Annotated in this window: 19 protein-coding genes and 1 tRNA gene; 15 read left to right on the top strand and 5 right to left on the bottom strand. The window is 70.7% G+C overall.

Annotated elements, in window-relative coordinates:
* Entirely contained in the window at positions 1-1149 is a 1149-nt protein-coding gene (locus RAB71_RS08765; RefSeq protein ID WP_010343782.1) for a pyridoxal phosphate-dependent aminotransferase, read from the bottom strand.
* Between the two features lie 203 nt (positions 1150-1352).
* On the opposite strand from RAB71_RS08765, the gene ccmA reads away from it, so the two are divergent.
* The 10 genes from ccmA to RAB71_RS08715 all read left to right on the top strand — a co-directional run bounded on the left by ccmA (position 1353) and on the right by RAB71_RS08715 (position 9757).
* A complete protein-coding gene (gene ccmA / locus RAB71_RS08760; RefSeq protein WP_010343781.1) occupies positions 1353-2000 on the top strand; it encodes a heme ABC exporter ATP-binding protein CcmA in 648 nt (215 codons plus the stop codon).
* Positions 1997-2692 (top strand): heme exporter protein CcmB, encoded by a 696-nt coding sequence (gene ccmB / locus RAB71_RS08755; protein WP_041500134.1) that lies wholly within the window; start codon positions 1997-1999, stop codon positions 2690-2692. Before ccmA ends, ccmB begins: the two co-directional genes overlap by 4 nt.
* 128 nt (positions 2693-2820) lie before the next feature.
* Entirely contained in the window at positions 2821-3570 is a 750-nt protein-coding gene (gene ccmC / locus RAB71_RS08750) for a heme ABC transporter permease CcmC (RefSeq protein WP_010343777.1), read from the top strand.
* On the top strand, positions 3567-3743 hold the full coding sequence (locus RAB71_RS08745; RefSeq protein WP_010343776.1) for a heme exporter protein CcmD: 177 nt from the start codon (positions 3567-3569) through the stop codon (positions 3741-3743). Before ccmC ends, RAB71_RS08745 begins: the two co-directional genes overlap by 4 nt.
* A complete protein-coding gene (gene ccmE, locus RAB71_RS08740; RefSeq protein WP_010343775.1) occupies positions 3740-4189 on the top strand; it encodes a cytochrome c maturation protein CcmE in 450 nt (149 codons plus the stop codon). The genes RAB71_RS08745 and ccmE overlap by 4 nt, the downstream gene beginning before the upstream one ends.
* Before the next feature lie 171 nt (positions 4190-4360).
* Positions 4361-6295: a heme lyase CcmF/NrfE family subunit gene (locus RAB71_RS08735; RefSeq protein WP_010343774.1), complete on the top strand. Its 1935-nt coding sequence runs from the start codon at positions 4361-4363 to the stop codon at positions 6293-6295.
* On the top strand, positions 6292-6900 hold the full coding sequence (locus RAB71_RS08730; protein WP_175300610.1) for a DsbE family thiol:disulfide interchange protein: 609 nt from the start codon (positions 6292-6294) through the stop codon (positions 6898-6900). Before RAB71_RS08735 ends, RAB71_RS08730 begins: the two co-directional genes overlap by 4 nt.
* Positions 6897-7355 (top strand): cytochrome c-type biogenesis protein, encoded by a 459-nt coding sequence (locus RAB71_RS08725; protein WP_017907310.1) that lies wholly within the window; start codon positions 6897-6899, stop codon positions 7353-7355. Before RAB71_RS08730 ends, RAB71_RS08725 begins: the two co-directional genes overlap by 4 nt.
* 4 nt (positions 7356-7359) lie before the next feature.
* The gene (locus tag RAB71_RS08720; RefSeq protein ID WP_010343771.1) at positions 7360-8379 is read left to right on the top strand and encodes a tetratricopeptide repeat protein; all 1020 of its coding nucleotides are present in this window, start codon (positions 7360-7362) and stop codon (positions 8377-8379) included.
* A gap of 265 nt (positions 8380-8644) precedes the next feature.
* Positions 8645-9757, top strand: a complete 1113-nt coding sequence (locus RAB71_RS08715; protein WP_010343770.1) for a homoserine O-acetyltransferase — start codon at positions 8645-8647, stop codon at positions 9755-9757.
* 264 nt (positions 9758-10021) lie between these two features.
* Here RAB71_RS08715 and cydC read toward each other — a convergent pair whose 3' ends face one another.
* The gene (gene cydC, locus RAB71_RS08710) at positions 10022-11698 is read right to left on the bottom strand and encodes a thiol reductant ABC exporter subunit CydC (protein ID WP_104609560.1); all 1677 of its coding nucleotides are present in this window, start codon (positions 11696-11698) and stop codon (positions 10022-10024) included.
* Entirely contained in the window at positions 11695-13437 is a 1743-nt protein-coding gene (cydD, locus tag RAB71_RS08705; protein ID WP_081481986.1) for a thiol reductant ABC exporter subunit CydD, read from the bottom strand. Before cydD ends, cydC begins: the two co-directional genes overlap by 4 nt.
* A gap of 273 nt (positions 13438-13710) precedes the next feature.
* Between cydD and RAB71_RS08700 the strand changes: the two genes are divergently transcribed.
* The 5 genes from RAB71_RS08700 to RAB71_RS08680 all read left to right on the top strand — a co-directional run bounded on the left by RAB71_RS08700 (position 13711) and on the right by RAB71_RS08680 (position 17349).
* Positions 13711-15300, top strand: coding sequence for a cytochrome ubiquinol oxidase subunit I (locus RAB71_RS08700; RefSeq protein WP_010343448.1), 1590 nt, complete (start codon positions 13711-13713; stop codon positions 15298-15300).
* A 19-nt stretch (positions 15301-15319) separates the two neighbouring features.
* The gene (cydB, locus tag RAB71_RS08695; protein WP_010343449.1) at positions 15320-16471 is read left to right on the top strand and encodes a cytochrome d ubiquinol oxidase subunit II; all 1152 of its coding nucleotides are present in this window, start codon (positions 15320-15322) and stop codon (positions 16469-16471) included.
* Between the two features lie 23 nt (positions 16472-16494).
* Positions 16495-16623: a cytochrome bd-I oxidase subunit CydX gene (gene cydX, locus RAB71_RS08690; RefSeq protein WP_010343450.1), complete on the top strand. Its 129-nt coding sequence runs from the start codon at positions 16495-16497 to the stop codon at positions 16621-16623.
* A gap of 60 nt (positions 16624-16683) precedes the next feature.
* Positions 16684-16760: transfer RNA gene (locus RAB71_RS08685), tRNA-Pro, on the top strand.
* Between the two features lie 226 nt (positions 16761-16986).
* The gene (locus tag RAB71_RS08680) at positions 16987-17349 is read left to right on the top strand and encodes a hypothetical protein (protein ID WP_232760350.1); all 363 of its coding nucleotides are present in this window, start codon (positions 16987-16989) and stop codon (positions 17347-17349) included.
* Positions 17350-17370: 21 nt separating this feature from the next.
* Here RAB71_RS08680 and RAB71_RS08675 read toward each other — a convergent pair whose 3' ends face one another.
* Together RAB71_RS08675 and RAB71_RS08670 are read right to left on the bottom strand one after the other, a co-directional pair.
* On the bottom strand, positions 17371-18555 hold the full coding sequence (locus RAB71_RS08675; RefSeq protein ID WP_010343452.1) for an HlyD family efflux transporter periplasmic adaptor subunit: 1185 nt from the start codon (positions 18553-18555) through the stop codon (positions 17371-17373).
* Entirely contained in the window at positions 18548-20686 is a 2139-nt protein-coding gene (locus RAB71_RS08670; RefSeq protein ID WP_029562154.1) for a type I secretion system permease/ATPase, read from the bottom strand. Before RAB71_RS08670 ends, RAB71_RS08675 begins: the two co-directional genes overlap by 8 nt.
* Between the last annotated feature and the right edge of the window lie 4 nt (positions 20687-20690).

The following is a 20690-nucleotide window of genomic DNA, read 5'->3' as shown; positions in this document are numbered from 1 at the left end:
TCAGAGCCGCTGCAAGCGCTCGATCGCCGCATCCAGCGTCGCCTCGTTCTTGGCGAAGCACAGCCGCGCAAGGCGCTGGGTGGGCGGCGGGTCCTGGTAGAACGGCGACAGCGGGATCGCCGCCACGCCCTTCTCGATGGTCAGCCACTTCACGAACTCGGTGTCGGGCAGGTCGCTGACCGCCGAATAGTCCACGAGCTGGAAATAGCCGCCCGGCACCGGCAGCGGCTTCAGCCGGGTACCCAGCAATTGTTCGCGGAAGCGGTCGCGCTTGGCCTGGTAGAACGCGCCGAGTTGCTCGTCGTGCTCCGGCTCCTCGCGGATCATCGCGGCGAAGGCGTGCTGGGCCGGGCCGAAGCTGGCGAAGGTGTTGTACTGGTGGACCTTGCGAAACTCGGCGCTGAGCGCCGGTGGCGCGATCGCGTAGCCGATCTTCCAGCCGGTGCAGTGGTAGGTCTTGCCGAAGCTGGAGACGACGAAGGCGCGCGCGCGCAGTTCCGGCCAGCGCAGCACCGACTCGTGGCGGCGGCCGTCGAACACGATGTGCTCGTAGACCTCGTCGGAGATCAGGAAGATGTCGCTGCCGCGCAGCAGCTCGGTCACCGCCTGCAGGTCGTCGGCACCGAACATCGCCCCGGACGGGTTGTGCGGGCTGTTGAGCATCAGCAGGCGGGTGCGCGGGGTGATCGCCGCGCGCACGCGCTCCCAGTCCACCGCGAACGTCTGCGGGTCCAGCGGCACGTGCACCGCGCGTGCGCCGGCCAGGTCGATCGCCGGCTCGTAGCTGTCGTAGGCCGGATCCAGCACGATCACTTCCTCGCCCGGGCGCACCACCGCGTGGATGGCGTTGAACAGGGCCTCGGTGGCGCCGCTGGTGACGGTGACCTCGGTGTCGGCGTCGACCTGGGCGCCGTAGCAGCGCAGCGCCTTCTCGGCGATCGCCTGGCGCAGCGCCGGCACGCCGGTCATCGGCGGGTACTGGTTGTGGCCGTCGCGCATCGCCCGGTCCAGCGCCTCGATCAGCCGCGGCGGCACCGGGAAGTCGGGAAAGCCCTGACCCAGGTTGACCGCGCCGTGCTCGGCGGCCAGTTGCGACATCACGGTGAAGATGGTGGTGCCCACCTTGGGCAGCTTGGTCTGCGGATGCATGCGGGGATCTGCGGGCAGCGGGAAAACGCCGAGTGTACGCAAAGCCGCTTGCCGGCGATGCGGCAACGGCCCGCTGCCCTTGCCGCAGTGCGCGCACATCGCCGCACATGGCCGCCGCCGGCATCCGCCGGACGCCCGCATGCCGATACAATGCGCGCCTTCCCTTGCCGCCCGCCGCCGCGCCATCGCCGCGGCCTTCGCCGATGACCGATCCGCTGTACACCCCGCCGCCGCTGCTGGCCGCGCACGGGCTCACGTTCGCCCGCGACGACGCCGCGGTGTTCGGTCCGCTGGACTTCCACCTGGATGCCGGCGAGGCGCTGCTGGTGCAGGGCGACAACGGCGCCGGCAAGACCACCCTGCTGCGGGTGCTGGTCGGCCTGCTGCGCGCCGAGGCCGGGCGCATCGAGATCGACGGCCACCCGGTGCGGCGCGGCGACCGCGCCCGTTTCATGGCCTACCTGGGCCACCTGGGCGCGCTGAAGGCCGACCTGAGCACCCTGGAGAACCTGCACTATCTGTGCGGGTTGCAGGGGCGCCGCGCCAAGCAGATGCCCGGCAGCGCCCTGGCCATCGTCGGCCTGGCCGGCTACGAGGACACCCTGGTGCGGCAGTTGTCGGCCGGGCAGAAGAAGCGCCTGGCACTGGCGCGGATGTGGCTCTCGCCGGCGCCGCTGTGGCTGCTCGACGAGCCCTACGCCAACCTCGACCTGGACGGCATCACCCTGGTCAACCGCATGATCGCCGCGCACCTGCGCAGCGGCGGCGCGGCCCTGGTCACCACCCATGGCGCCTACGCCGCCCCACCCGTGCGCACGCGCATGCTGACCCTGAGCGGAGTCGCCGCATGAGCCTGGCCACGCCCGTTCCCTCGCTGTGGCAGGCCACCCGGGCGCTGCTGCTGCGCGACCTGCGCCTGCTGTGGCGTCGCCGCGGCGACGCGCTGCAGCCGGCGCTGTTCGCCCTGCTGATCGTGGCCCTGTTCGCGCTGGCGCTGGGCAACCAGCCGCGCCTGCTCGGCGAGGTGGCCGGTGCCGCGCTGTGGCTGGCGGTGCTGCTGGCCGGCCTGCTGGCGCTGGACAGCCTGTTCCGCAGCGATGCCGAGGACGGTTCACTGGAGCAATGGCTGCTGGCACCGGTGCCGCTGGCCTGGCTGGTGCTGGTGCGGGTGCTGCTGCACTGGGCCACCACCGCCTTGCCGCTGATCGTAGCCGCGCCGCTGCTCGGCGAATTGCTGCACCTGCCGCATGACCGCATGCCGGTGCTGCTGGCATCGTTGGCGCTGGGGACCCCGCTGCTGAGCTTGCTCGGCGCGGTGGTCGCGGCGCTGACGGTGGGCATGAAGCGCGCCGGCATCCTGGTCGCGCTGCTGGCCTTGCCGCTGTACGTGCCGGTGCTGGTGTTCGGCGCCGGCAGCGTGGCCGCGGCGGCGCAGGGCCTGGATCCGGCCGGCGGCCTGCTGTTGCTGGCCGCGGGCCTGGTGGCGGGGCTGGTGCTGGCGCCATTGGCGGCGGCGGCGGCGATCCGCATCTCGCTGAGCTGAGCCATTGGCGCAGCGCGGGCGCGGCGGCGGACGTACCATGCAAGCGCAGTGCTCCCTCGCCGTTCCGTCGTTGTCGCATCGAAAGTTGTCGCATCGAAGCCCGCCTTCCGCCAGCTAGAATCGTCCGCATGGCCTCTCTCGTCCGCTGGTTCCACCAACTCGGTTCGCCGCCGACCTTCGATCGCTTCGCGGCGCGCTGGACCCCGTGGTGCTACCTGGCGGCGCTGCTGCTGGCCGGGGTGGGCATCTGGCAGGCGCTGTTCGTGGTGCCGGCCGACCGCCTGCAGAGCGACGCCTTCCGCATCCTCTACATCCATGTGCCCAGCGCCTGGATGAGCCTGTTCGTGTTCGGCCTGATGGCCGTATACGCCGCCATCGCCCAGGTGTGGCGGATCAAGCTGTGCGAGATCCTGGCGATGGCCTGCGCGCCGATCGGCGCCGCCTTCACCCTGATCACCCTGCTGACCGGCAGCATCTGGGGCAAGCCGATGTGGGGCGCCTGGTGGGACTGGGACCCGCGCCTGACCACCGAACTGATCCTGCTGTTCCTGTACATCGGCGTGATGGGCCTGTACCTGGCCATCGAGGACCGACGCACCGCCGCACGCGCGGCCGGGCTGCTGGCCATCGTCGGCGTGGTGCTGCTGCCGGTGATCCGCTATTCGGTGGTGTGGTGGAACTCGCTGCACCAGGGCCAGACCATCCGCCTGTTCGGCCAGTCCAGCATGGACCCGAGCATGCTGCCGCCGCTGTGGCTGATGGTGGCCGCGACCAAGTTCTGGTTCGCCGGCTCGCTGCTGGCGCGCGCGCGCGCCGACAATCTGCGCCGCGAGGCCGGCAAGGACTGGGTGACGCAACTGGCGGAGGCGCGCGGATGAACTACCTGCCGTATGTGGTCGGCGCGTATGCGGTATTCGCCGGGGTGCTGCTGGCCGATTTCGTGCTGGCGCGGCTGCAGGTGCGCAACGCCCTGCGCGCGGCGCGGCTGCGCGCGCAACGCAAGCGCCAGGCCAAGGCCGAGCCGGCGCCGCCGCTGGAGCTGAGCCGATGAACCCGCAGCGCAAGCGCCGCCTGCTGTGGCTGATGCTGCTGGTGCTGGCCGCCGGCCTGACCACCACCCTGGTGGCGATGGCGCTGCAGCGCAATGCCGCCTACCTGTACACGCCGGCCGAGGTGCTGGCCGGCAAGACCGGCGCGCACGCGCGCTTCCGCCTCGGCGGCATGGTCGAGAAAGGCTCGTTCCAGCGCGCGCCCGGTTCGCTGCAGTCGCACTTCCGGGTCACCGACGGCGATGCGCAACTGACCGTGCGCTACGACCGGATCCTGCCCGACCTGTTCCGCGAGGGCCAGGCGGTGGTGGCCACCGGCAGCATGCACGACGGCGTGTTCGTCGCCGAGGACGTGCTGGCCAAGCACGACGAGACCTACATGCCGAAGGAACTGGCGGACAAGATGGGCAGCGCGCATCGCAAGCACGATGTGGGGGCGATGCAGTGAGGGGCGGGAACCGGGATTGGGGAATGGGGAATCGTCGAAGCAACAGCGCTGGCACGATCATTGGCACCACCAAGCAGCGGCGACGGAACCCCGGGGAGCAATCTCGCGCCACGTGTATCCCGCAATCCGCTGCGCGTCCCGCCCTACCCGCTCGCGCGTTCCGCAAGCGCCATGCTGCCTGAGGTCGGTCAGCTTCTGCTGATCCTCGCCCTGCTCACCGCGGTGTTGCAGGCGGCGCTGCCGCTGGCCGGCGCGCAGCGCGGCGATGCGCGCTGGATGGGCGTGGCGCGGCCGGCCGCGTTCGCGCAACTGGCGCTGGTCGCCGGCGCGTTCGCGATCCTTACCCACGCCTTCGTGGCCCAGGATTTCTCGGTGGCCTACGTCGCCGAGAACTCCAACTCGCTGCTGCCGCTGGTGTACCGCTACTCCGCGGTGTGGGGCGCGCACGAGGGCTCGCTGCTGCTGTGGACGCTGATCCTGGCGCTGTGGACCGGCGCGGTGGCACTGTACTCGCGGCGCCTGCCGGCGCACGTCGTCGCGCGGGTGATCGGCACCCTGGCGCTGGTCAGCATCGGCTTCCTGGCGTTCCTGCTGTTCACCTCCAACCCGTTCGCGCGGCTGCTGCCGGCGCCGCTGGAAGGGCGCGATCTCAATCCGCTGCTGCAGGATCCCGGCCTGGTGATCCATCCGCCGCTGCTGTACGCCGGCTATGTCGGCTTCGCGGTGCCGTTCGCCTTCGCCATCGCCGCGCTGCTGGACGGCCAGGTGGATGCGCGCTGGTTGCGCTGGACGCGGCCGTGGACCAACGTGGCCTGGGGCTTTTTGACCATCGGCATCGCGCTGGGCAGTTGGTGGGCGTACTACGAACTGGGCTGGGGCGGCTGGTGGTTCTGGGACCCGGTGGAGAACGCCAGCTTCATGCCCTGGCTGGCCGGCGCGGCGCTGCTGCATTCGCAGGCGGTCACCGAGAAACGCGGCAGCTTCGGCGCCTGGACCCTGCTGCTGGCGATCGCCGCGTTCTCGCTGTCGCTGCTCGGCACCTTCCTGGTGCGCTCGGGCGTGCTGACCAGCGTGCACTCGTTTGCCGCCGACCCGGCCCGCGGCCTGTTCATCCTGGTGTTCCTGAGCCTGCTGTGCGGCGGCGCGCTGCTGCTGTACGCACTGCGCGGCGGCCGCGTGGCGGCGGCGGCCGACGAGGCGCGGCAACGTTTCGCCCCGGCCTCGCGCGAGACCTTGCTGCTGGCCAACAACCTGCTGCTGACCTGCGCCTGCGCCATGGTGCTGCTGGGCACGCTGTATCCGCTGCTGGCCGATGCGCTGGACCTGGGCAAGCTGTCGGTGGGGCCGCCCTACTTCGGCACCTTGTTCATCGTGCTGATGGCGCCGCTGGTCGCGTTGCTGCCGTTCGGTCCGCTGACCCGCTGGCAGCGCGAACAGGCGTCGCGGCCGCTGGCGCTGCTGGCGCCGTGGGCAGGCCTGGCGCTGCTGGCCGGGGCGATCGGCTTCTTCCTGGCGCCGCAGGGTGCGTGGAAGACCGCTGCCGGCGTCGCCGCCGCGACCTGGGTGCTGCTGGGCACCGCGCGCTTCGTGTGGAGCCGGCGCCAGCTCAAGGGCAGCCGCTTCACCGCCGAGATGCTGGGCATGACCCTGGCCCACACCGGCATCGCGGTGTTCCTGGCCGGCGCGCTGCTGGTCGAGGCGCTGGAACAGCAGCGCGAAGTGGCGCTGGCGCCGGGGCAGCATCTGGACCTGGGCCGCTACCGCTTCGAGCTGCAGGGCCTGGACCAGCGCAAGGGACCCAACTACGTGGCCGAGCGCGCGCACGTGCAGGTGCTGCGCGACGATCGCCCGCTGGCGCTGCTGCACCCGGAAAAGCGCCTGTACGCCAGCGGCGGCCAGAACATGACCGAGGCCGGCATCCACCCCGGCCTGTTCGGCGATGTGTACGTCGCCCTCGGTGAGCCGCTGGGCGGCAACGCCTGGGCGATGCGCGTGCACGTCAAACCTTTCGTGCGCTGGATCTGGCTTGGCGCGGCGCTGATGGCGCTGGGCGGTTTCGTCACCGCCGCCGACCGGCGCTTCCGTCGTTCTCCGGAGACCCCCTGATGTCCGCTCCCGCTCCACGTCGCCTGCCGCTGCCCGCCATCGTCCTGGGCGCGCTGTTCTTCCTCGGCCTGCTGGCGTTGATGGTGTATGCGGTGCAACGCTCCGGCAGCGCCGATCGCGACGCGCTGCCGTCGGCGCTGATCGGCAAGCCGGCACCGGCGTTCGCACTGCCGTTGCTGCACGATGCCTCGATCCGCGTGCGCAGCAGCGAGCTGCTCGGCGCGCCGTACGTGCTCAACGTGTGGGGCAGTTGGTGCCCGGCCTGCCGCGAGGAGCACCCGGTGTTGACCCGCTTCGCGCTGAGCAAGCGCGTGCGGGTGATCGGCTACGACTGGAAGGACAGCCGCGAGGACGCGTTGCGCTGGCTGGAGCAGTTGGGCAATCCGTTCCTGGCGGTGCTGTTCGATCCCGACGGGCGCACCGCGATCGACTGGGGCGTGGCCGCGGCGCCGGAGACCTTCCTGGTCGATGCGCGCGGCGTGGTGCGCTGGAAGCACGCCGGCCCGCTGACCGACGCGATCATCCGCGACGAACTGCTGCCGGCGTTGGAAAAGGCTGAGCGCGACGCCCCGCCGACGCGCGCCCAGGGCAAGGCCACGCCATGAGCCAGCACCGCCGGCCTGCGCTGCGGCTGGGCCTGCTGGCGCTGCTGGCGTGGTCCACGCTGGCCGGCGCCGAACCGGTGTCCGATCCGACGCCGCTGGCCTACCGCTCCGCCGCCGAGGAGGCGCGCTTCCATGCGCTGACCGCGGAACTGCGCTGCGTGCAATGCCAGAACCAGTCGCTGGCCGACTCGCACGCACAGATCGCCATGGACCTGCGCCGCGAAGTGCTGGAACTGATGCACCAGGGCAAGTCGGATGCGCAGATCAAGCAGTTCCTGGTCGATCGCTACGGCGAGTTCGTGCTGTACCGGCCGCAGTTGGAAGCGCGCACCTGGCTGCTGTGGTTCGGCCCCTTGTTGCTGCTGGCCGGCGGCGCCGTGGTGCTGATCCGGATGGTGCGGCGACGCGCGCCGGCAGCGACCGCGCTGCCGCTGCAGGACGAACAGGAATGGTGAGGCGATGCTGAGTTGGGGCATGTCGGCCGCGGCGGTGGCGCTGGCGGCGCTGGTGTTCGCGGTGGTGCTGTGGCCGCTGCGCAGCCGCGGCCGCAAGGGCGCGGTGCTGGCGGTGGCGATCCTGGCGCTGGGCGTGGCGACGGCGGCGCTGTATGCGTTGGTCGGCACCCCGCGCGCGCTGCAGGCGCAGAACCGCGAGGCACCACGCACGCTCGAGGACGGCGTGAAGCAATTGCAGGCGGCACTGGCGAAGGATCCCAACCGGGCCGACGGCTGGGCCTTGCTCGGCCGCAGCCAGATGTCGCTGGGTCACCACGCCGAGGCCGCGGCCGCATTCGCGCGAGCGGTGCGCCTGGCGCCGGAGCAGGCGCCGCTGCTGATCGAAGCAGCCGAGGCGCGGGCGATGGCCAACCCGCAACGGCAGTTCGACGACCAGGCGCTGGCCTGGCTGCAGCACGCCCTGCAATTGGCGCCGGGCAGCGAACGTGGCGCCTGGTTCCTGGGCATCGCCCAGCGCCAACGCGGCCAGGACGCCGCCGCAGCAGCCACCTGGGAAGCGCTGTTGCCGCGCGTGGACGCGGCCACCGCCGCGGCGCTGCGGCCACAGATCGATGCGGCGCGCAGCGCGGCCGGCCTGCCGGCGCTGCCCGCGGCGCAGGATGCGCAGGCGCCGGCGAGCACCGGCCTGACCGTGGCCGTGTCGCTGGACCCGGCTTTCGCCGCTCGCGTGCGCCTGCGCGGCGACGCCAGCGTGTTCGTGATCGCGCGCGTGCCGGGCGGCCCGCCGATGCCGGTGGCGGTGCAGAAGCATCCGCTGCAGGCGCTGCCGTTGCGGGTGACGCTGAGCGACGCGGACAGCCCGATGCCGACGCAGAAACTCTCGCAACTGCAGCAGGTGCAGGTGGTCGCGCGGCTGTCGGCCAGCGGCAACGCGATGCGCCAGGAGGGCGATCTGGAATCGGCACCGGTGACGGTGAACCTGCCGGCGACCGCGCCGGTGGAGCTGGTGATCGGCAAGCCCTGACCACTGCGACCTCGTGCAGACGCGGTGGATGTCGACCGCCGCCAGAGGCGCCTCCCGCAACGGCGGGAGCGTCGCGTAGGAGCGGCTTCAGCCGCGACGCGCGCTACCTGCAATGCCGTCGCGGCTGAAGCAGCTCCTACGCGGCATAAACGGTTCGTACAAGCCGGGCCAGCGTCTGCGCACCAGCGGCGGCCATCGCCATCGGCATGCTGCATCTCGCACCACGCATACGCCGGATGCGCGATGGCGCGGCTAGAATCGGCGCATGACCGAATTCATCCCGCCCGGCAGCCGCTTCCACGCCCTGCCCTCGCCGTTCCCGATGAAGCGTGGCGGCCAATTGCACGGCGCGCGGGTCGCCTACGAGACCTGGGGCACGCTGTCGGCCGCACGCGACAACGCGATCCTGATCGTCACCGGGCTCTCGCCCGACGCGCATGCCGCGGCCAATGCCGACGATCCCACGCCCGGCTGGTGGGAAGGCATGCTCGGACCGGACAAGCCGATCGACACGCAGCGCTGGTTCGTGATCTGCGTGAACTCGCTGGGCAGTTGCAAGGGCTCGACCGGCCCGGCCTCGCCGCATCCGGACGACGGCCAGCCGTACCGGCTGCGCTTCCCGGAGTTGTCGATCGAGGACGGCGCCGACGCCGCCGCGCAGGTGGTGCGGGCACTGGACATCGCGCAACTGGCCTGCGTGATCGGCAACTCGATGGGCGGCATGACCGCACTGGCGCTGCTGCACCGGCATCCCGGTCTGGCGCGCAGCCACATCAACATCTCCGGCAGTGCGCAGGCGCTGCCGTTCTCGATCGCGATCCGCTCGCTGCAACGCGAGGCGATCCGGCTGGACCCGAACTGGAACGGCGGCGACTACGACGAGGCCACCTATCCCGAGTCGGGCATGCGCATGGCGCGCAAGCTCGGCGTGATCACCTACCGTTCGGCGCTGGAGTGGGACGGCCGCTTCGGCCGCGTGCGCCTGGATTCGGACCAGACCGACGACGATCCGTTCGGCCTGGAATTCCAGGTCGAGAGCTACCTGGAAGGCCATGCCCGCCGCTTCGTGCGCCGCTTCGATCCGAACTGCTATCTGTACCTGAGCCGCTCGATGGACTGGTTCGACCTGGCCGAACCTGCCGGCGGCGACGTGCTCGCCGGTATCGCCACGATCCGCATCGAGCGCGCCCTGGCGATGGGCGCCAACACCGACATCCTGTTCCCGGTGCAACAGCAGCAACAGATCGCCGACGGCCTGCGCGCCGGCGGCGCACAGGCGCAGTTCCTGGGGCTGGATTCGCCGCAGGGCCACGATGCGTTCCTGGTGGATTTCGCGCGGTTCGGACCGGCGGTGCGGGCATTTCTGGACGCGCTGTAGCGGCTGCGCGCAATTGTACGTCCGCCATGGCGCGAGAGTGATGACGCATTTCGCTCGCCGTGGCTGATTCCACGCAAGGGAACACGCTCCGCTCCTGCACGCGCAATGGTGCGAAAAGCCAGGGGCGTGCATCCCTGATTCCATCTCAGACCTCGGCCTGAAAGGCGCCAGATGGCGCTGTAGGAGCGGCTTCAGCCGCGACCGGCGTTCCCGGTCAGGCGGGTCGCGGCTGAAGCCGCTCCTACAAAGCGCTGCGCAGTAGCGCTAGGTTTCGACCTGCAGCCGCCCCTCCTGCAACCGATAACGCACATGCACCACGCCCTCGGGCAGCGCGTCGTGGCTGATCAGCAGCAGACTGCGCGGGCCCAGCGCCTGCGCCAGGTCGCGCAGCAACGCTTGCGCGGTGTCCACGTCCAGGCCTTCGGTGGGTTCGTCCAGCACCAGCAGCGGCGCCTCGCGCAGCAGGGCGCGGGCCAGGGCCAGGCGCCGCGCCTGGCCGGCGGACATGGTGGCGCCGTTCTCGCCGAGCCAGGCGTCGAGGCCGCCGACTTCGTGCAGCCAGGCGTCGAGCCGCACGTCGGCCAGCACCCGCTGCAGGCGCGCATCGTCGGCCGCGGGATCGCCCAGGCGCAAGTTGTCGCGCACGCTGCCGGCGAACACCGGCGCGCCCTGCGGCAACCAGGCGATGCGGCGGTGCCACTGCGCCTCGGCGACCTCGCGCAGGTCGACGCCGGCGTAGCGGACGCTGCCCTGTTGCGGATCCCACAGCCGCAGCAGCAAGGCCGACAGGGTGGTCTTGCCGCTGCCGCTGTCGCCGGAGAGGGCGATGCGCTCGCCCGGCGCGATGCGCAGGGTCACACCGTCGAGCACGCGCCGGGTCTCGCCCGGCCAGGCGAAGACGACGTGGTCGAACTGCACCTCGCCCGTGGCCGGCAGCGCCTGCGGCTGCGCCGGGTCGAGCACCGGCGGCGCCTGCCCGGCGATCGCCTGCAGGCGCCGCGCGGCGACGCGGCCGGACTGCAGCGCCTGCCAGGCCAGGCCGGCGCCGGCCCAGACCTCGAGCAGGGCCACGGTCAGGAACACCAGGCCCGCGGCCTGTTCGGCGCTGATCGCATCGGCGCGCGCCGCACCCAGCGCCACCCACAGCATCGCCAGCAAGCCCAGCGCCGCGCACAGCGCGTGCAGCGCGTTGCCGCCGATCAACCGCTGCCGCTGGCGCCGATCTTCGCTGCGCAGCGCCTGCGCGCTGGCGTCCACGCGCGCGATCCAGGCGGCCTGCGCCTCGAGCGCGGCCAGGTCAGCGGCGCCTTCCAGGCCTTCGTAGGCCAGCGTGCGCAGGGCTTCGCGCTGCTGCGCGCGTGCGCGTTCGCGGGCTTCGCCGCCGCGCGCCACCACCCACGGCACGCCGACGCCGATCGCCAGCGCCAGCGCGGCCAGCACCAGCGCCGCCGGCCAGTGGATCGCCGCCGCCGCGGCGATGCCGATCGCGCCGACGCCGAGCAGCGCCGCCAGCGGCGCCAGCGCGCGCACCACCAGGCCGTCGACCTCGCCGATGTCCGACATCAGCCGCGCCAGCAACTCGCCGGTGCGGCTGGCGCCGAGCCGCGCCGGCGCCAGCGGCAGCGCGCGGCGGAAGAACCACACGCGCAGGTCGCGGGCGATGCGCAGGGTGGCGTCGTGCCCGACCAGCTTTTCGCCATAGCGCGAGGCGATGCGGGCAAAGGTCAGTGCGCGGATGCCCGCCGAGGGCGAGAAGAAATTGAACCCGCTGCCCATGCCGACCGCGCCGGCCAGCGCCGCGGCGGTGAGGAAGCCGCCGGACAGGCCGAGCAGCCCGACGCCGGCCAGCATCGTGCACAGCACCAGCAGTGCGGTCAGCAGCAGCCGGCCGAGATGGCGGCCGAACACGCCGCGCAAGGTGTCGCGAGTGCCGCCGCTCATGACAGCGTCTCCTGCGTCGCGGTGGACGCGTCGCGCGCCGGCAGCCGCAGCACCGCATCGGCCCAGCGCATCGCCGCTTCGCTGTGGGTGGCGACGATCACGCTGCGGCCGCGGGCGAACTCCGCCAACGTGCGCAGCAGGTCCGCTTCGGTGTCCGCATCCAGGAACGCGGTCGGTTCGTCCAGCAACAGCAGTTCCGGATCGCGCAGCAACAGCCGGGCCAGGCCGATACGGCGCGCTTCGCCGCCGGACAGGCCGAAACCGCGCTCACCGATCGGCGTGTCCAGGCCCTGCGGCAGGCGTGCGGCGAAACGCAGCACCTGCGCCGCCTCGGCCGCCGCACGCACCTGCGCATCGCTGGCCTGCGGATCGGCCAGGCGCAGGTTGTCGGCGATGCTGCCGTGGAACAGATACGGGCGCTGCCCCGCGTAGCCGATGCGCAGCCCTGCGCGCACCTGCAAGGCGCCGGCACGCGGCGGCAACCACCCCGCCAACGCTTCCAGCAGCGTGCTCTTGCCGCTGCCGCTGGGCCCGACCAGGGCCAGGCGCTGGCCAGCGTGCAATGCGAAGTTCAGCTCTTGCACCGCATCGCAGCGCGCGCCCAGCGGGCGCAGATGCAGCGCGCGTGCACGCAGCAATGGCTCGGTACGCGCTGCGCCCGCTGCGGGCACGGAAAACGTCGCTGCAGTGGTATCGGTCTCGATGGGCGTCACCGCGGCAACATCGTTCGGTACGGCCACGCCCGCGTCGCGCGCGACCGGCGTATCCGCATCCTGCGGCAGCCCCTCCAGCAGGCGCTCCACCTCCGCCGCCGCGGCCAAGGCATTGGCGCGGTCGTGGTAATGCGCGGCCAGGCGCCGCAGCGGCGCATAGAACTCCGGCGCCAGCAGCAGGCAGAACACGCCGGTACCCAGGGTCGGCACGCTGCCGTGCAGGGCGATCATGCCGAGGTAGCTCAGGCCCAGGTACAACGCGACGATCGCCACGCTGACCGAGGCGAAGAACTCCAGCACGGTGGACGACAGGAACGCGATGCGCAGCACTTTCAGCGTGCGCTCGCGCACGCCTTCGGCGGCGGCGGCGATGCCGCGCAGTTCGTCCTCGCCACGCCCGTACAGGCGCAACAGGCCCAGGCCCTTGAGGCGGTCGGCGAAGTGTCCGCCCATCCGCGCCAGTTCGCGCAACTGGCGGCGGCCGGCGGCCTCGGCGCCCCAGCCCACCAGCATCATGAAGATCGGCACCAGCGGTGCGGTGAACAGCAGGATCAGGCCGACCACCCAGTCGCTCCACGCCACCGCCAGCACGATCAGCAGCGGCACCACGCTCACTTCCCAGCGCGCGGGCCGGTAGCCGGCGTAGTAACCGTCCAGCGCATCGCCATGCGCCAGCAGCAGCTCGCCCAGTTCGCCGTTGCGCTGCCCGCGCAGCCACAGCGGCCCGCGCTGCAGAAGTTGCCGGTACACGCGCCGACGCAGCGCGAGTTTGGCCGCATCGGCGACATCGCCGGCGGCACGCTGCGCGGCGGCGCCGAGCCCGGCGCGCAGGACCAGCATCAGCGCCAGCAGGCCGAAGGCCGGCAGCGCCTGCGCCAGCTCGCGCCGCTCGACCAGCAGCGCCTGTACCAGCCAGGCGATGGCGCCGGCCTGCACGATCAGCAGCGCGCCGGACACGCTGATCGCCGCCGCGGCCAGGCGCTGGCGGCCACGCGCCGCGGCAGCCAGGGTCTCCAGCCAACGCATGCGCTGCTGCCGCTGCTGCGGCGTGTCGGCGGGCAGTGCGGCGGACGGCTCGGCGGAATCGGTCAAAACGGGCTCGGCGCGGCGAACGAAGCCGCCAGTTTAGCGGGGAAGGCGCTTCCGGGCCGGAACCACCGTGGCCGCCACGATGCCGGGCACGCCGGTTTCGCACATTGATCTGAATCAAGGTCGAACGCGCCACAGCGGCGGAAGATCGCCTCCAATCTCCCGCCACTCGGCCACCCAGATGCACATTTTCCACGAGGTAGCACAGCCATGATCGACACCACTGTCGTAGAGCTGTCGCGGCTGCAGTTCGCCATGACCGCGATGTACCACTTCCTGTTCGTCCCGCTCACCCTGGGCCTGTCCTTCATGATCGCGATCATGGAGAGCGTATACGTCATGACCCGCAAGGACGTGTGGCGGCGCATGACCCTGTTCTGGGGCGTGCTGTTCGGCATCAACTTCGCGATGGGCGTGGCCACCGGCATCGTGATGGAGTTCCAGTTCGGCATGAACTGGTCCTACTACAGCCACTACGTCGGCGACATCTTCGGCGCGCCGCTGGCGATCGAAGGGCTGATGGCGTTCTTCCTGGAAGCGACCTTCATCGGCCTGTTCTTCTTCGGCTGGAGCAAGCTCACGCCGGTCAAGCACCTGATGGTGACCTGGCTGATGGCGCTGGGCACCAACCTGTCGGCGGTGTGGATCCTGATCGCCAACGGCTGGATGCAGAACCCGACCGGCGCGGTGTTCAATCCGGACACCATGCGCATGGAAGTGGTCGACTTCATGGCGGTGGTATTCAACCCGGTGGCGCAGGCCAAGTTCGTGCACACCGTCAGCGCCGGCTACGTGACCGGCGCGGTGTTCGTGATGTCGATCAGCGCGCTGTACCTTCTGCGCGGCAAGCACCGCGACATCGCGCGGCGCTCGTTCGCGGTGGCCGCCGCGTTCGGCCTGGCGTCCTCGCTGTCGGTGGTGGTGCTGGGCGACGAGAGCGGCTACGCCGCCAACGAACACCAGAAGATGAAGCTGGCCGCGATCGAGGCGATGTGGGAAACCGAGCAGGCGCCGGCCGACTTCACCGCCTTCGGCATCCCCAACCAGGCCACGGGCAAGAACGACTACGCGATCAAGGTGCCGTACCTGATGGGCCTGATCGCCACGCGCTCGCTGCACACGCCGGTGCCGGGCATCCTGGAGCTGGTCAAGCGCGCCGAGCACCGCGTGCGTGGCGGGCAGATCGCCTACGGCGCGCTGCAGCGGCTCAAGGCCAACCGCAACGACGCCGAGGCGCGCGCGGTGTTCGACCGCCACTGGCAGGACCTGGGCCACGGCCTGCTGCTCAAGCGCTACCGCGAGGACATCCTCAACGCCACCCCGGAGGAAATCGCCAAGGCCGCGCTGGACACCGTGCCGCGCGTACTGCCGCTGTTCTGGACGTTCCGGGTGATGGCCGGCCTGGGCTTCTACCTGATCGCCTTCTTCGCCGCCGCACTGTGGTTCTCGTGCAAGCACAACTTCGAGGACAAGCGCTGGTTCCTGAAGCTGACGGTATGGACTCTGCCGGCGCCGTGGATCGCGATCGAGTGCGGCTGGTTCGTCGCCGAGTACGGCCGCCAGCCGTGGGCGGTGGAAGGCGTGCTGCCGACCTTCTATGCCGCCTCCGGCCTGGCCCTGCACGACATCCTGATCACCCTCGCCGGCTTCGTGGCGATCTACACCACGCTGCTGATCATCGAGATCAAGCTGATGCTCAAGGCGATCCGCAAGGGGCCGGACGACCTGCCCGCCCTGCTGCAACCCGCCCCGCGTCCCGTCACCCCGATCGCCGCACCTGCGGCCGCCGGCCACCTCTGATTCCGGCAGGAGACACACCATGGACTTCATTGCATTGGACTACACCACGCTGCGCGTGATCTGGTGGCTGCTGCTGGGCATCCTGCTGATCGGCTTCGCGGTGATGGACGGATTCGACCTGGGCGTCGGCGCGCTGCTGCCGTTCGTGGCCAGGAACGACGCCGAACGCCGGCTGGTGGTCAACACCATCGGCCCGGTCTGGGAGGGCAACCAGGTCTGGTTGATCCTGGGCGGCGGCGCGATCTTCGCTGCTTTCCCGCCGCTGTACGCTGTCAGCTTCTCCGGCTTCTACCTGGCCATGTTCGTGATCCTGTTCGCGCTGATCCTGCGCCCGGTCGGGTTCAAGTTTCGCGGCAAGCTGCCCGGCCAGCGCTGGCGCAACGGCTGGGACTGGGCGCTGTTCCTCGGCGGCTTCATCCCGGCGCTGATCATGGGCGTGGCGGTGGGCAACGTGCTGCTGGGCGTGCCGTTCCACTTCGACGACACCCTGCGGGTGTTCTACACCGGCAGCTTCTTCGGCCTGCTGATGCCGTTCGCCCTGCTCGCCGGCCTGCTCAGCGTGAGCATGCTGGTGGCGCACGGCGCGGCGATGCTGGTGCTGAAGACCGACGGCCCGGTGGCCGAGCGCGCGGCGCGCTACGGCAGCGTCGCCGCCCTGGTGGCCTGTGCACTGTTCGCCGGCGCCGGGGTGTGGGTGGCCACCGGCCTGCCCGGCTACGCGGTCACCTCGCAGGTGGTCACCGACGGCGCCACCAACCCGCTGCTGAAGACCGCCGTGCTCGGCGAGGTCGGCGGCTGGATGCACAACTACCAGACCATGCCGCTGACCGCCCTGGCCCCGGCCGCCGGCCTGCTCGGCCTGCTGCTCAGCGCGGTGCTGCTGCGCAAGCGCCGCGGCGGCCTGGCCTTCATCGCCTCCGGTGCGGCCATCGCCGGCATCATCCTGACCGTGGGCTTTGCGATCTTCCCGTTCCTGCTGCCGTCCTCCAGCCAGCCGGGCTCCAGCCTGACCGTGTGGGACGCCTCCAGCAGCCACCTGACCCTGTGGATCATGCTGCTGGCCACCGTGGTGTTCCTGCCCATCATCCTCGGCTACACCACCTGGGTGTACCGCGTGCTGAAGGGCAAGGTCACCGCCGCTTCCCTGGACGACAACCCCAACGCGTACTGACGCGCCCGCAAGGAGAAACGATCATGTGGTACTTCGCCTGGATTCTCGGTGTGGGCCTGGCCTCCACCGCCGCCATCCTCAACGGCATGTGGTTCGAGGCGCGCGAGCGCAACGCGGCGGATGCCGCGGACGCGGCCGCCGCGGGGGACTGAAATTTTTTTGCAAAGGCGCTTGCCGAATGCGGAAGACCTCCGTATCATGTGCGGCTCCTTCGGGGTGTAGCTCAGTCTGGTAGAGCGCTACGTTCGGGACGTAGAGGTCGCAGGTTCGAATCCTGTCTCCCCGACCAGTTTCAAGGTCACAAGAAGCCTGGAAAACCATCGTTTTCCGGGTTTTTTTGTGCCCGCAATCCGGCAGCGGCCGCGCCCGTTCGCGCCGGCCTGCACCCATTTTCTCCAGCAGCCGGTCCTTGACGCCGTGGCCTGGCGTCTCGCCACAATGGCGACGGGGGAACCGGCGCATTCATCACGACCTGCGTCTTCGGCAACGATACGTGCCGAAGCAAGGCGGCGGGCATGTCCGTTTCGACGCTCACCACTCAGACAAACGGACACGACACCATGAAACTGCAAGCGACGCTCTGTCTCTCATTGATCGCGCTCTACTGCGCGCCGGCGGCCGCGGTGACCGAAACCGACAAGTCGGTGGACCGCCTCGGCGTGCAGGGCGGCACCGCCTACTTCAGCATCAAGGATCCGTTTTCCACCAACTGCAAGTTCGACGTCGTCTATTTCAGCATCGGCGACGATTTCGGCAAGGCCGCCTATGCGAGCCTGCTCGCCGCACAGACCTCGGGCAAGAAGCTTTCGCGCTTCGACTACGCGCAATCCGCTCCCGGCGAAACCTGCACCCTCTCGCTGGTCGAATCGCGCAGCTGAGCGGCGCCACCGCGGTTGCGTTCAGCGCAACCGCGCCTTCAACAGCGGCCGCAGCAGGTAGTTCAGCACGCTGCGCTTGCCGGTCAGGATGTCGACCTCGGCGACCATGCCGGGAATGATCGGCAGCGTGTCGCCGTTGCGGCGCAACTGGCTGCCGTCGGTGCGGATCAGCACCTGGTAGAACGACTCCTTGCCGTGCGCGGTCTGCTCCTCGATGGTGTCGGCGCTGATCTGCTCGACGGTGCCGTTCAACTCGCCGTAGATGGTGTAGTCGTAGGCGGTGATCTTGACCCGGGCCTGCATGCCCGGCACCAGGAACGCCACGTCGCGCGGCTTGATCCGCGCCTCCACCAGCAACCGCTCCTCCACCGGGATGATCTCCATGATCGGCTCGCCCGGCGGGATCACCCCGCCGCGGGTATTGATCAGCACCGTGTTCACCCGCCCGCGCACCGGCGACAGGATCTCGGTGCGGCGCAGCTGGTCGTGGCGCTGTTGCACGATCGGCTCCAGCGCGCTGAGATCGGCCTTGCGCTTGGCCAGTTCGGTGTAGGCCTCCTGGAAATAGCTGTTGCGCAGTTCGCCCAGGCGCCCACGCAGGGTGGCGATGTCCTGGCTGAGCTTGAGCGCCTCGACCTGGCTGACCGCGCCCTTGGCCACCAGCGGGCGCACGATGTTCAACTGGTCCTGGGCCAGGCCGATCTGGTGCTGGATCGCCTGGGTGCCTTCGGCCAGCTTGCTGCGCCGCGAGTCGAACAGGTCGCGCTCGGACCGCAGCAGGGCGCTCTCGCCGGCGATCTGCGCCGGGAAGACGATGCTGGTCTTGCCCAGCACTTCCGCCTCCAGCCGCGCGATCGCCGCATGCAGCACCTGCGCCTGGTTGACCGATTCCTGGTAGTTGGTCAGGAAGTGGGTGCGCTCCAGCCGCACCAGCGGCTGCCCCGGCTTGACCAGTTCGCCCTCCTGCACCAGCAACCGATCGAGGATGCCGCCCTCCAGGCTCTGGATCTTCTGAATGCGGCTGTACGGCACCACCCGGCCGTCGCCGCGGGTGACTTCGTCCAGCTCGGCCCAGACCGCCCAGCCCAGGAACAGCGCCACCGTCGCCAGCACCGTCCACAGCAGCGGCCGGTACCAGGGATGGGTGGACGCCAGCAGCGGGTCGCCCAGCCGCCGCCGCACCGCCACTGCCGCGCGCTCAGCCATGGCTGCCCGCCAATGCCGTCGCCGGCACCTGCACCCGGTTGCCCTGCAGCACCTGCTCCACCGGCCCGTCCACCACCACCCGCCCCTGCCGCAGCACCACCGCGCGCTGCGCCAGTTCCAGCATGCTGCGCTTGTGTGTGCTGACGATCAGCGTGCGCGTGCCCAGCCAGCGCTGCAGGTAGGCGATGAACACGTGTTCGCTGTGCTGATCGAAGGCCGCGGTGGGCTCGTCGAGCAGCACAACGCTGGGGTCCTGCAGCAACAGCCGCGCCAGTCCCAGCGCCTGGCGCTGTCCGCCGGACAGGCTGGCATTGCCCTGGATCGGCAGGTCCAGCCCGAACGGATGCGCGCGCACGAACGTGCCCAGCCCGACCCCGTCCAGCGCCGCATACAGTTCCTCGTCGCCGAGCGCGGCGCCGTGCAGGTTGAGGTTGTCGCGCAAGCTGCCATGGAAAAGCGCCACGTCCTGCGGCAGGTAGCCGATGTTGCGCATGCGGTCGGCCGGGTCGATCTGCGCGATCGCCACGTCGTCCAGCAACAGCCGCCCCGCGTGCGGATCCAGCAGGCCGGCCAGCACCCGCAGCAGCGTGGACTTGCCGGCGCCGTTGCCTCCCAGCAGCGCCACGCGCTCGCCGGCGCCGATGCGCAGCGCCTGCACGTCCAGCACCGGCGGCTGCTCGCCGTAGCGCAGGCTCAGCGCCTCCAGGCGGTAGTCGCCGCGCACGCGCAGCTTGTGCACGAAGCGCTTGCCCGGCGGCCGCTCCTGTTCGGCCCCCAGCAACTGGTCCAGGCCCTCCATGGCCACGCGGGTGTGCTGCCAGCGCCCCAGCACCGCCGCGGCCTGCCCCAGCGGCGCGATCGCGCGGGAGGCCAGCAGCGAACAGGCCACCAGCGCACCCACGCTCATCTCGCCCTGCTGGATGCGGTAGACGCCGAACACCACCACCCCGACATAGGCCAGTTGCTGCACCACCGATGCGGCATAGCTGAGCGCGGTGGTCAGCGCGTAGGTCCGCATCGCCGAGGCGGACAACTGCGCGGTCAGCGCTTCCCACAGCCCCTGGCAGCGGCCTTCGCCGCGCGCGGCCTTGATCGACTCCAGATGCTCGAAGGCCTCCAGCAGCAGGCCGTTCTTCATCGCCCCCTCGCGCAGGTTCTGTCGCGACAACTCGCCCAGCAGTCGCTGCGCCAGCAGCCCCGGCAACACCATCAGCACGCAGGCGACCAGCGGCACCCAGACCACATGGCCGCCGATCAGGGCGATGATCCCCAGGAAGATCGCCACGAACGGCAGGTCGCTGATCAGCGCCGCGCTGGAACTGGTGAAGAACTCGCGCACCGATTCGAACTCGCGCACCTGGGTGCTGAACGCGCCCATCGAGGCCGGCTTGGCGGCCATGCGCATGGCCAGCACGCGCGAGAACAGCAGTGTGGACAGTTGCAGGTCCAGGCGCTTGCCCAGCACCGCCAGCAACTGCCCGCGCAGGGTGCGCAGCACGCCTTCCATCACGATCGCCAGGACCACGCCGCTGGCCAGGATCCACAGCGTGTCGAAGGCGGCGTTGGGCACCACGCGGTCGTAGACCTGCATGGCGAACAGCGCGGTGGCGATGGCCAGCAGGTTGGCGACCATCGCCGCCAGCGCCACTTCCGCATAGGAGCGCCACAGCTTCTTCAGCGGCCCGTAGAACCAATGCTCCGACGCGCTGCCGGCGTACCCGCCGATGCGCCCGTCGTCGCGGAAGCGCGGTTTGGCGAAGACCGCCGATCCGCTGTACAGCGCCTCCAGCTCCGCCACCGGCACCGCCTGCTCGCCACCGCCGGCATGCGGCAGCAGCAGCCGCGCCTGCCCCGCCTCGACCGCCTCCAGCAGCACCGTGCGCCCATCGTGCAACAGCAGCAGCGCCGGCAGCAGGTAGCGGTCCATGCCGTCCAGCGGATACGCCAGCACCTCGGCCGTGAGCTCGGCACGGCGCAGCGCGCGCGGCACCAGGTGCAGCGGCAGGCGTCCCTGCACCAGGGCGATGCCGTCCACCAGTTCGGCATCGCTCAACGGCCGTCCCAGGCGCTGGCACAACAGCAGCAGGCCTTCGCGCAGTCCGTCCGCGGCGCCAGCCCGCGGCGTCGCCACGGAT

Origin of the sequence: Xanthomonas sacchari, assembly GCF_040529065.1 — a bacterium.
In the GTDB taxonomy this organism is placed as follows: Bacteria; Pseudomonadota; Gammaproteobacteria; order Xanthomonadales; family Xanthomonadaceae; genus Xanthomonas_A; species Xanthomonas_A sacchari.
Note: the sequence above shows the minus strand (reverse complement) of the source record. Positions and strands in the feature narration are given on the sequence as shown.

What these genes read in the sequence shown, in the direction of transcription:
- cydB (WP_010343449.1), top strand. Translation starts at nt 15,320, where the DNA reads ATGGACTTCATTGCATTGGACTACACCACGCTGCGCGTGATCTGGTGG.
- RAB71_RS08680 (WP_232760350.1), top strand. Translation starts at nt 16,987, where the DNA reads ATGTCCGTTTCGACGCTCACCACTCAGACAAACGGACACGACACCATG.
- RAB71_RS08715 (WP_010343770.1), top strand. Translation starts at nt 8,645, where the DNA reads ATGACCGAATTCATCCCGCCCGGCAGCCGCTTCCACGCCCTGCCCTCG.
- ccmA (WP_010343781.1), top strand. Translation starts at nt 1,353, where the DNA reads ATGACCGATCCGCTGTACACCCCGCCGCCGCTGCTGGCCGCGCACGGG.
- RAB71_RS08700 (WP_010343448.1), top strand. Translation starts at nt 13,711, where the DNA reads ATGATCGACACCACTGTCGTAGAGCTGTCGCGGCTGCAGTTCGCCATG.
- cydC (WP_104609560.1), bottom strand. Translation starts at nt 11,698, where the DNA reads ATGAGCGGCGGCACTCGCGACACCTTGCGCGGCGTGTTCGGCCGCCAT.
- RAB71_RS08765 (WP_010343782.1), bottom strand. Translation starts at nt 1,149, where the DNA reads ATGCATCCGCAGACCAAGCTGCCCAAGGTGGGCACCACCATCTTCACC.
- ccmB (WP_041500134.1), top strand. Translation starts at nt 1,997, where the DNA reads ATGAGCCTGGCCACGCCCGTTCCCTCGCTGTGGCAGGCCACCCGGGCG.
- RAB71_RS08725 (WP_017907310.1), top strand. Translation starts at nt 6,897, where the DNA reads ATGAGCCAGCACCGCCGGCCTGCGCTGCGGCTGGGCCTGCTGGCGCTG.
- cydX (WP_010343450.1), top strand. Translation starts at nt 16,495, where the DNA reads ATGTGGTACTTCGCCTGGATTCTCGGTGTGGGCCTGGCCTCCACCGCC.
- ccmC (WP_010343777.1), top strand. Translation starts at nt 2,821, where the DNA reads ATGGCCTCTCTCGTCCGCTGGTTCCACCAACTCGGTTCGCCGCCGACC.
- cydD (WP_081481986.1), bottom strand. Translation starts at nt 13,437, where the DNA reads ATGCGTTGGCTGGAGACCCTGGCTGCCGCGGCGCGTGGCCGCCAGCGC.
- RAB71_RS08675 (WP_010343452.1), bottom strand. Translation starts at nt 18,555, where the DNA reads ATGGCTGAGCGCGCGGCAGTGGCGGTGCGGCGGCGGCTGGGCGACCCG.
- ccmE (WP_010343775.1), top strand. Translation starts at nt 3,740, where the DNA reads ATGAACCCGCAGCGCAAGCGCCGCCTGCTGTGGCTGATGCTGCTGGTG.
- RAB71_RS08745 (WP_010343776.1), top strand. Translation starts at nt 3,567, where the DNA reads ATGAACTACCTGCCGTATGTGGTCGGCGCGTATGCGGTATTCGCCGGG.
- RAB71_RS08735 (WP_010343774.1), top strand. Translation starts at nt 4,361, where the DNA reads ATGCTGCCTGAGGTCGGTCAGCTTCTGCTGATCCTCGCCCTGCTCACC.
- RAB71_RS08720 (WP_010343771.1), top strand. Translation starts at nt 7,360, where the DNA reads ATGCTGAGTTGGGGCATGTCGGCCGCGGCGGTGGCGCTGGCGGCGCTG.